Source organism: Bacillus sp. 491mf (genome assembly GCF_900112415.1).
Lineage (GTDB): Bacteria > Bacillota > Bacilli > Bacillales > Bacillaceae_G > Bacillus_A.
The window spans coordinates 25,073-35,318 of the sequence record NZ_FOLV01000038.1 but is presented as its reverse complement, the minus strand read 5'-3'; the positions used below and the strand labels follow the sequence as shown (position 1 = coordinate 35,318).

The following is a 10,246-nucleotide window of genomic DNA, read 5'->3' as shown; positions in this document are numbered from 1 at the left end:
CACCTCAAAATTCGGCGAAAGCATTGTCCAGCTCCAGCGGCTAGAATCTCCGGTCGTTTCGCCCCCTCGGACGAGGCAAAAAGCGCCTCTCTGTCGGGTGCTCCAACGTCCTGCGATTCTGAGCGAGCCGCTTCCGCTTTTCTTAGGAAGTTAGGTGGGAGATAAACTGCCCGTAAAAGCCCGATTGGTTCAACTAATAATCAGTGGGGGATGAAGAAAACCCCCACTGATTAAAGTTTCACTTTATAGGTTCAAAAATTAAAATGGATTCATCTCGCATTCTCATTTCAAGGTACATAGAAAACAAAGAAGATATGCGGGGGATAACTACTGGTATACACTTAATTGGGCGGGCTTTTCATCAGTGGGGAGGAAGTTTCATTTGATTTAAATAAAAGGTAAAATTCATAGCCAAATATGGAACAATTAGAATGAAACGGAAAATGATTGTATAATAGAAAAAAGCATAAAGATAAAGGAGTGATTCGTATGCAAATTCTTTTATACGTCAGTGTAGCTATTATCGCAATTGCGTTTGCCGTATTAGTTGTATATGTATGTCGAACATTACTATCTGTTCAAAAGACGTTAGAAAATGTTGCAAGTACGATGGAAGGTCTGGAAAAACAAATGCAGGGCATTACAGTGGAAACGGAGCAGCTTCTTCATAAAACAAATGTATTAGCAGATGATATCCAAAAGAAATCAGAGTCGTTAAATAAAGTGATGGAAGGTGTAGAGGGAATCGGAACAACGATTCATTCACTAAACACAAGATTACGCGGCGTTTCTGATTCTGTTGCTCATCAAGTAGAAAACAATGCTGATAAAGTAGCGCAAGTAGTGCAATGGAGTAATGCGGTCATTGATGTGTACAATCGCTTCCGGACGAAAAAGAAAGAAGATGAAGTAGAGAAATTTGAAAGAACAGAGAAGAAGCCGAAAAAAGAAAAGAAATTACCGCGGCTTCCGATTCGAATGAGAGGTGAATAATATGAGCATGACAAAGATTGAAACAATGGAACAATTTGAAGAGATCATCGCAAATAAAGAGCCATATATCTTGTTTAAACATAGCACGACATGTCCGATTAGCCACGGTGGTTTCACAGCGTTTCAAGAATACCTTGGTGAAGAGCAAGCTGTACCAGCATATTATTTATATGTACAAGAGGCACGTCCTGTTTCCAATAAGATTGCTGAGCACTTTGGAATTCAACATGAGTCGCCGCAAGTATTATATATCAAAGATGGTAAAGTACTATGGCATGCATCGCATTGGAACATTACAAAGCAATCATTAAAAGAAAATATTAACTAAGGAAAAGCAAGCAAATACGCTTGCTTTTTTAATTTTCTGAAAATAATGTTAGCAGGCTATATATTTTTTAATTAAATGAAGAAAAAATAACGATTCCATACGCAGTCTCATGCGATGTGTATGAAGTGACATCTGTATATGTATCATATATAATAAATTATCTTATAAATGATATTTATATTTGTTAGTATACATATAACACTTGAAAGAGGTGGCTTTTATGGCATCACAGGAGTTAGATCGGTTACGTTCTCAAATTGATGAAATGAATTTACAAATTTTAAAGTTATTAAATGAGCGCGGTCGTCTTGTACAAGAAGTTGGCAAGCTAAAAGAAGTACAAGGTGTGAAACGTTTTGATCCAATACGTGAACGCAAAATGCTCGATTTAATTGCGGAGAATAATGATGGACCATTTGAAACGTCAACGCTTCAACATTTATTTAAACAAATTTTTAAAACAGGGCTAGAATTGCAAGAAGATGATCATCGTAAGGCACTTCTTGTATCACGTAAGAAAAAGTCAGAAGATACGATTGTTGACATTAAAGGCGAAAAAATTGGTGACGGCAATGCGCATTTTATTATGGGACCTTGTGCAGTTGAAAGTTATGAGCAAGTTCGTCAAGTCGCTGAAGTAATGAAAGCGCAAGGCTTAAAACTAATGCGCGGCGGAGCATTTAAACCGCGTACATCACCATATGATTTCCAAGGTCTTGGCGTTGAAGGATTGAAAATTTTACGCCGAGTAGCAGATGAGTATGATTTAGCGATCATTAGTGAGATTTTAAATCCAAATGATATTGAAATGGCGCTAGATTATGTAGATGTTATTCAAATTGGTGCCCGCAATATGCAGAACTTCGAACTGTTAAAAGCAGCTGGTTCTGTGAATAAGCCGGTATTATTAAAACGTGGATTATCGGCAACAATTGAAGAGTTTATGTATGCAGCAGAATATATTATTGCACAAGGAAATGGCGATATTATTTTATGTGAGCGCGGTATTCGTACGTATGAGAAAGCAACGCGAAATACGTTAGATATTTCTGCTGTACCAATTTTGAAGAAAGAAACGCACTTGCCAGTTGTTGTGGATGTAACACATTCAACAGGGCGCCGTGATTTATTATTGCCAACTGCAAAAGCGGCAATGGCAATCGGTGCAGATGCAATTATGGCAGAAGTGCATCCAGATCCAGCTGTAGCACTTTCTGATTCAGCGCAGCAAATGGACATTCCAGAATTCAATGCATTTATGAATGAATTAAAAGCATTTCGTATGAGATAAAGTGAAACTTTAATCAGTGGGGTTTTTTTTCATCCCCCACTGATTATCAGCCCTCACCAATTGGGCTTTTACGGGCAGTTTATCTCCCACCTAACTTCTTTGTTTTTGCTGAATTTTGAGGTGGGGGTATTACTGCCCGTTAATGCGGGATAGAGCGGGATAATGGCTTCAAAAATCTATGTAGCTGTGTGCTACATAGATTTTTTTCGGAAAAATGGGTATTTTTATATAAAAAATATGAAAATATAAGAAAAGGAACGAATTTTTTCGAAACTTTTTCGGGAAAATATTGTCTCAATCCTTATTTGTATCGTATCATTAGTGAAAGGGCTCAGAAGTGGCCTCTTTAAGTAGAATGGATGTCTTTTTTTAATCAAGTCAACTGATACATATTATATAGATGAATTTTATAAAGGAGTGTGTGAAAAGATGAACGTAACAATATATGATGTAGCGCGCGAAGCAAATGTCTCAATGGCAACAGTATCACGTGTTGTGAACGGCAATCCAAATGTAAAACCAACAACAAGAAAGAAAGTATTAGAGGCGATTGAGCGTCTTGGTTACCGTCCAAATGCAGTAGCACGTGGATTAGCAAGTAAGAAAACAACAACAGTTGGGGTTATTATTCCAGATATCTCGAACACGTTTTATGCAGAACTTGCACGCGGTATTGAAGATATTGCAACAATGTACAAATATAATATTATTTTAAGTAACTCTGATCAAAATAAAGAGAAAGAGTTCCATTTATTAAATACAATGCTTGGGAAACAAGTAGATGGTATCGTATTTATGGGAGAAGATATTACCGATGCTCACGTAGAAGAATTTAAAAAATCTCCTGTTCCAATCGTACTTGCAGCATCGTTTGATGAGCAAAATATTACACCATCTGTAAATATTGATTACACACAAGCAGCATACGATGCAATGAAACATTTCTTAGAGAAAGGTCATACTAGAATTGCTTTCGTATCTGGTCCTTACGTTGATAAATCAGGCAGTGCAAAAAAATTACAAGGTTACAAACGAGCATTAGAAGAAGCAGGCATCGCATACGACGAAGAGCTTGTTGTGGATGGCGATTACACGTACGATTCTGGTATGGAAGCATTAGACAAACTATGGGAACTTGCTGAAAAACCAACAGCGGTATTCGTATCTTCTGATGAAATGGCACTAGGTGTAATTCACGCAATGCAAGATAAAGGTTTAAACGTACCAAATGATTTAGAAGTACTTGGCTTTGACAATACGCGCCTTGCTCTTATGGTACGCCCTCAGCTTTCAACAGTTGTACAACCAATGTATGACATCGGAGCGGTTGCAATGCGTCTATTAACAAAATACATGAACAAAGAAACGGTAGAAGATCATACAGTTATTTTACCGCACCGCATTCAGTTTAGAAAGTCAACGAAGTAACAAGAAACTTGTGCAAATACACTAACTGCTTAAAAAGATGCTCAGAATTTTTACATTCTGAGCATCTTTTTTGTTATGGAGCTAATTTCATTAGCTCCATAATAAAAATTAAATTGCAGATAACGTTTGTGCTTCTGCATTGCTTTGCCATTCACTCTTATGAAGAGTATAGTGATTATACTTTTGATTTTTGATTTCAATTTCTTCTACAACTGTAAATCCGCTTTTTTGAATCACTCTATTTGAACTTACGTTTTGTGTTAGAGCAATGGCATTTAGAAGCTCGATATTCGTTTTTTTAAACAAATAATTGATCACCCCTTTTACTGCTTTTGTCGTATATCCTCTATTCCTATAATGTTTTGAAATAGCATAGGCAATCTCGCGGTTAGGAGCAGGTAACTCTTCTTTTATTCCAGTCATACAAAATCCGATAAACTCACCAGTTTCTTTTAATATGATAGCTAACCTCAAATAAGTTTGCTTATCGATATTAGGTACCGCTGCTAAAAACGCCTTATTTGATGGAATTTCATAATTTGTTACCCAATCTAAACGCTGTTCCCTTGTTGTCTTGAAATCTGGTAAAAACTCATAAACTTCAGGTTGTGAGGTAAGTTCGTATATAGCATCAGCATCGTCAATCCTATATTCTCGCAGCAATATTTCTCCGCAGTCGATTGTGAATAAGTCGTTCAAATTGTTTCAGCTCCCATTACTTTTTCTTTACACATTTCTGTTTTTTTTATGAAAATTCCTTTTGAAATTAAACTGTTTCTCTAATGGAAATTTCGCTTTATCACTATTTCTAGTATAATGATACTAAAGGCTATGTGAGGGGGGAGATGAAATGATCATTCTTTGGGGAATTACACTTTGCGTTACGGCTCTATTTGCTTATATGACATTAAAACAGAGTGGTATGAGACGATTTATTCCTGGTAGTGCTTTGGCAGGAATAGCCCTAATCACATACGTTACTTCCATTTTTTTAGAGAGCGCTGGAGAACAAGTACATGAGAAATTTATATTTTTTTCTACCACATTCCTTGTAAGCGCTGTCATTATTTTACTTGTAGCAGGAATTATTTTGTTTATTCATACAAACTCAGAAACATTATAAAAAAAGAGAGTAGGCTTACAAAACCTGCTCTCTTTATCTATTTATGCATTATCTTTTGATGTGTTTTGTTGTTTCAATAAATCGCGAATTTCTGTAAGAAGTACTTCTTCTTTTGTTGGTGCTGGTACTTCTTCTTTCTTTTCTTCTTCTTTTTTAAATGTTAGCTTATTAAATAGTTTAATAAATAAGAAGATAGAGAATGCGATGATGAAGAAGTCAACGATCGTTTGAATGAATGCACCGTATTTTACAACAGCCTTTCCATAAGTAAAGGAAAGTCCTGTGAAGTTTATTCCACCAAGTAGTAATCCCAGTAGTGGCATGATAACATCACTTACTAATGAAGAAACAATTTTACCAAACGCGCCGCCAATTACAACCCCGACAGCTAAGTCCATAACGTTTCCTTTTAAAGCGAACTTTTTAAACTCATTCCACATGTATAATTCCACCCTTTCCACGATTCACTATGAAATTTATAATTCCTATCAACATATTCTATACAAAGTTTTGATAGAAATAAAGGGTAGAAGAGAATGAAAATAAATTCAGAAAACTGAACGCGTTTTCCTTTTCTGTTATTAGTTTCTAAAAAAGATATATAAATACAAATTGAAAGCCAAACATAAAAACCACTTTTTTAGCTAGTTTTGAGTTGCTAGATTCAAAGGTATATTTAGAATTTCTTCACAAACTAAGAAATTTCTTAACGGTCATCGCATATGTTTCTGTTTCTTCAATATCTGGAAAATGAGCGCTACGTTCAAAGAATGCAAAGGAAACATTCGGCATATTTTTTGCAAGCTCTTTTGCCATTTCCGTTCCTGTATTTCGATCGTGCTTTCCAATGAGGAAAAGAGAAGGAACAGTAATTTCGTATGTACGCTCTTTCAAGGGAATAGAAGGCGGAGATTGAAATAAAGCTTTCGCCATAACACCTGGATTCGTTAGCCCGCTTTCTTTCCAAAGTGAACGATTATGTTTTGCATATTGTTCATCATGAAAAAGTAAACGATCGACCGCTTTTGTATCAACAATACTCCATACCATATCGTATTTTTCCTTTAAAGATATCGGGAGTCGCAAAATATGTTGAATTTGTTGTTTCATATCTTGATGAGCAACTTTTTCAAATCCAGCAAGCTGAATATGATACGAATGTTTATAGTCACCGGAAGAAGGAGCTTGTAGAAGTAAAGTTTCGACTCGATTTGGATAAGCTAACGCATATTCGAGGCTGAGTTGTCCGCCGAAAGAATAACCAAGTAGATGGAATTTCGGAATCTGTAATGCCTCTCTTAGTTTTTCTAGATCATCGACTAAAATCGCGATCGAGTAATCTTCTTCATTTTTAGGAGCATCAGAACGCCCGCACCCGCGTTGTTCATAATACATGACGGTTGCAAATTCCTCTAGCTTTAGACCAATTGTTCGTTCAAATGTATAATGATTTCCTCCTGGCCCGCCGTGAACGACGACAATCGGGATTGTCTGATGTTCTGCACCAGCAATTTTACACCAATGAGGTATGCCATTCATTGTTATGGAAATAGTTCCATTTTGAAGCATTATAGATGTTCACTGCCTTCCGTTAATGAATGATAAAATGCTGTAATTATAGATGAAAATTTCGCTTCTTCTTCTAAAAATGGATAATGATTGCTGTCTTCAAAAGGAATGAAGGAGGAATTTGCTATTCCTTCCTGTATTTGTACTGAATATGCAACCGGGCACTGTACATCATGTTTTCCGCAAATGATTAACGTTTTTGTTGCTATGCTAGCAAGTTGTTCTCGTAAATCAAAGCTGCGAAATTCCTTTGCAAAATAGTTCATACGGCTTGCGGCCATCGTTTTATAAATTGGTTTTGAGAAGTATGTTTCATACTGGCTTGGACGATGTAAAGATAGCTTTGTACGCTCAGTTGATAAAGTAGTTCTTTCTTCTTTCGTAAGATGCGGCAACTTTAAATCTTCAATGAGCTGTTGCATGTAGGAAAATTGCGGATGCTCTGGATGATAAATGCAGTCTTTCGTTTTTGAATAGTCACTAGCAGCAGCGCCGACTACTAGTAACGATAACAATGATTGTGGATAGTTTATCGCATACATAAGTCCAACCATGCCGCCAGTAGAATGCCCTGCAAAATGCCACGATGAAATGTGCAGCGCTTCTCGAATAGCTTCTAAATCTTGAATTGTTTCTTTCATACTTAATTCATCTTCTTGAGAAGCAGTTATTGAATTTCCTGCATCCTTTAAATTAATTAATATAACTTTATGTAAGGATGTAAAGCTGTCAGCAAAATAGTCGCCCGTCTCATTGAATTGTGAGTAAAGGTGTGTAATACAAAGCGGATCTCCGTGTCCCTTTGTAAATAGTTCAAAGATTCCGCGATCTGTATGGATAAATTGTTGTTTCCACATAAGCATATCTCCCTTTGTTTTAAACATGGCACGTGGCAGAAAAAGGCCCTGACCACTCCTATGCGCGGCCAGGTGCTCTTGTCCCCTAAAAAAGAAAGGCTTTTTTAATACAAAACTTTTTTCATATTATTCCGAATTATCTCAAGGCATTTTGCTACAGTTAATTCATTTTTCTCTTCAATTTCTTGTTTTCGAGGGATAGGGTTATACATGTTGTTAGGATCTTCCCATGTAAGGGGGAGATCAGTAGGTGCTTGTCCTTTCCAAGCTTCAATCCATTCTGGGGGAAGATAACCTGAGATGTTTTGGATGTTGTTCATTTCAAGCCAAATGAGCGCCCAAGCTCTCGGAACGACGCGCCATATATCATAACCACCACCGCCGACTGCAATCCAGCGGCCATTGCAGTATTCGTGAGCAATTTCATGAGCGAGTTTCGGAATTTCTCGGTAAATTTGTATCGTTGAACAAAGATGTGTAAGAGGATCGTAATAATGAGCATCAGCTCCGTTTTGCGTTAAAATAATATCAGGTTTGAAATAGTCAGCGACCTCCCTGATAACGGTACGATATGCATGAAGAAATGAATCGTCTTCTGTAAAAGCATCGAGAGGAACGTTAAAAGAATAGCTATATCCACTCCCTTGCCCACGCTCATTGACAGCCCCTGTGCCAGGAAATAAGTAACGGCCTGTTTCATGCAATGAAATTGTGCAGACGTTAGGGTCATCGTAAAAGGACCATTGCACACCATCACCGTGATGAGCATCTGTATCGATGTACAAAACACGAAGACCGTATTTTTTTTGTATATACTTAATAGCAATCGAGCTGTCATTATAAATACAAAATCCAGAGGCTTTCCCGCGAAAGCCGTGATGTAATCCGCCGCCGAGATTGAGAGCATGCTCTGCTTTTCCTTCAAGAATGGTATCGACCGCAGTTAAGGTGCCGCCAACAAGAAGGGCGCTCGCTTCATGCATGTTTGGAAATATCGGTGTATCTTCTGTTCCAAGACCATATGACATTGCAAGTGATCGTTCTATTGTTCCTTCTCCAGCACGTTTTACCGCATTTATGTACTCTTCTGTATGAATGAGAGCAATTTCTTCATCTGTTGCCATTCGTGGAGGAATAATCTGTGAAGGATGGATGAATCCGCCTTTTTGCAGTAAATCAAACGTTAGCTTTACGCGAAGCTGATTAAAAGGATGATCAGGACTAAAGGAATAGCCCTGATAATCCTCTGAGTAAATGAATACATTTTTCATGTTCCCATCCCCGCAATATTTGGCCATAAAACATGGTAGCCTTTTTGTTCTAGTTCTTCAATTGCTTTAAGAGGATTCATTGTTTGAATGCGGAAAACGAGAACTTTGTCGCTCTCTTCTTTTGCTGGATAGACGAGAACGCTCACAATGTTAATTTTTAGTTCACTGAAAACAGCAACAACTTTTCCGAGAATACCAGGTTCATTTTTTACTTGAATTTCAACTTGTGAACTTGGCTGATGAGCCCCTGTTAGTTTGACAAGTGTATACAATACTGTTGATTCCGAAATAATGCCGACAAGTCTACCGCCCTTTGTAACAGGAAGGCAGCCAATTTTATTTTCAAAAAATAATGTGCCAATTTCTTCAACGAAATCAAGTGGATGACATGTCATAACGGGATACTTCATAATACGTTCAATCGGCTCTTTAAGAGAATCTTTTGAAACGTGTTCATCAAGAATGGACGGGCTTGCATCGCGAACGTCACGGTCGGAAATAATGCCGACAACTTCATATTGTTCATTTACAACTGGAATGTGCCGAATACTATGTGCTGCTAATGTTCTTAAAGCTGTTTCAATCGTGTCGGTTGGGCGCAGCGTTGTTACATTTGGATTCATGATTTCTTCAACGATCATGATGTAATCCCCCTTTTTAGTACATGAAACGATTTTTGAAGCGTAAGCGGTCAAATTGTTGAATGGATGATGTATCAACTCGTTTTCCGATGCGAACCATTAAGCAGTTTGCGGGGTGCGAGCAAATTTCAGGGTCATCTGTTGCCATCCATTCCAGTCCACCAGCATTCATCATCTTCTCCATTACTTTTCGATATTCCCAGACATTGAGTCCAGTTTGTTTTAAATCCCAGTGCCAATAATATTCAGTTGTTAAAATAATGTAGTCTTCCATATGGTCATCCATCATAGAAACTTCTAATAAGTTCTTTCCAACAGCGCAGCCGCGAAAATCAGGAACAACTTCAATGGCGCCAAGCTCAATTAAATTGTTCATTTTTCCTTCAGACCATCGTTCAAGAGGGTCTGGATATAAGTACGTTACATAGCCAACAATTGTATGTTCATGACGAGCAATAATAATCCGAGCTTCCGGTAATTTAGAAATCTCGACAATTGCTTTATATTGCTGAGCCGCAGGTCGAAAGGCAATTAAATCAGGATGAAACTCATACGTTTCTAAATTATGCGTTTTGACAGGGCCTTCAATAATTAAAGTTCCTTTTGGTGTTTTTAAATTTCTTGCATTGTACACTTTACTATGAATCAATTTTAGGCTCACCACCTTCAAAGCTTTGTGAATCTACTATCTATTTTTATACTACTGTACTCAGTATGCGATGTGAATCGAAATTTGTCAGTAAAA

The 10,246-nt window shown here is 37.4% G+C and carries 12 protein-coding genes; 5 read left to right on the top strand and 7 right to left on the bottom strand.

Annotation, left to right across the window (positions count from 1 at the left end):
* Positions 1–447 precede the first annotated feature (447 nt).
* The 4 genes from BM211_RS21660 (at position 448) to ccpA (ending at position 4,040) form a co-directional block, all read left to right on the top strand.
* Positions 448–993 (top strand): DUF948 domain-containing protein, encoded by a 546-nt coding sequence (locus BM211_RS21660; RefSeq protein ID WP_035435771.1) that lies wholly within the window; start codon positions 448–450, stop codon positions 991–993.
* A gap of 1 nt (position 994) precedes the next feature.
* Positions 995–1,321 (top strand): bacillithiol system redox-active protein YtxJ, encoded by a 327-nt coding sequence (gene ytxJ, locus BM211_RS21655; RefSeq protein ID WP_035435769.1) that lies wholly within the window; start codon positions 995–997, stop codon positions 1,319–1,321.
* 220 nt (positions 1,322–1,541) lie between these two features.
* Positions 1,542–2,612: a bifunctional 3-deoxy-7-phosphoheptulonate synthase/chorismate mutase gene (locus BM211_RS21650; RefSeq protein WP_090999509.1), complete on the top strand. Its 1,071-nt coding sequence runs from the start codon at positions 1,542–1,544 to the stop codon at positions 2,610–2,612.
* Positions 2,613–3,041: 429 nt separating this feature from the next.
* On the top strand, positions 3,042–4,040 hold the full coding sequence (gene ccpA, locus BM211_RS21640; RefSeq protein WP_035435764.1) for a catabolite control protein A: 999 nt from the start codon (positions 3,042–3,044) through the stop codon (positions 4,038–4,040).
* 108 nt (positions 4,041–4,148) lie between these two features.
* On the opposite strand, the gene BM211_RS21635 is transcribed toward ccpA, so the two are convergent.
* Positions 4,149–4,739, bottom strand: a complete 591-nt coding sequence (locus BM211_RS21635; protein WP_090999507.1) for a GNAT family N-acetyltransferase — start codon at positions 4,737–4,739, stop codon at positions 4,149–4,151.
* 151 nt (positions 4,740–4,890) lie between these two features.
* Between BM211_RS21635 and BM211_RS21630 the strand changes: the two genes are divergently transcribed.
* Entirely contained in the window at positions 4,891–5,163 is a 273-nt protein-coding gene (locus tag BM211_RS21630) for a DUF3917 domain-containing protein (protein WP_035435758.1), read from the top strand.
* 41 nt (positions 5,164–5,204) lie between these two features.
* On the opposite strand, the gene mscL is transcribed toward BM211_RS21630, so the two are convergent.
* From mscL to BM211_RS21600, 6 genes are all read right to left on the bottom strand, one after another.
* Positions 5,205–5,603 carry a large conductance mechanosensitive channel protein MscL gene (gene mscL, locus BM211_RS21625; protein WP_035435756.1) on the bottom strand — a complete coding sequence of 133 codons (399 nt, stop codon included), beginning with the start codon at positions 5,601–5,603 and terminating at the stop codon, positions 5,205–5,207.
* A 247-nt stretch (positions 5,604–5,850) separates the two neighbouring features.
* Entirely contained in the window at positions 5,851–6,732 is an 882-nt protein-coding gene (locus tag BM211_RS21620; protein WP_090999504.1) for an alpha/beta fold hydrolase, read from the bottom strand.
* Positions 6,732–7,589: an alpha/beta fold hydrolase gene (locus tag BM211_RS21615; protein ID WP_035436354.1), complete on the bottom strand. Its 858-nt coding sequence runs from the start codon at positions 7,587–7,589 to the stop codon at positions 6,732–6,734. Before BM211_RS21615 ends, BM211_RS21620 begins: the two co-directional genes overlap by 1 nt.
* A 104-nt stretch (positions 7,590–7,693) precedes the next feature.
* Positions 7,694–8,860, bottom strand: a complete 1,167-nt coding sequence (locus tag BM211_RS21610) for an acetoin utilization protein AcuC (protein WP_081904942.1) — start codon at positions 8,858–8,860, stop codon at positions 7,694–7,696.
* Positions 8,857–9,501, bottom strand: coding sequence for an acetoin utilization AcuB family protein (locus BM211_RS21605; RefSeq protein WP_035435746.1), 645 nt, complete (start codon positions 9,499–9,501; stop codon positions 8,857–8,859). Before BM211_RS21605 ends, BM211_RS21610 begins: the two co-directional genes overlap by 4 nt.
* 16 nt (positions 9,502–9,517) lie before the next feature.
* Positions 9,518–10,150, bottom strand: a complete 633-nt coding sequence (locus tag BM211_RS21600) for a GNAT family N-acetyltransferase (protein WP_035435743.1) — start codon at positions 10,148–10,150, stop codon at positions 9,518–9,520.
* Between the last annotated feature and the right edge of the window lie 96 nt (positions 10,151–10,246).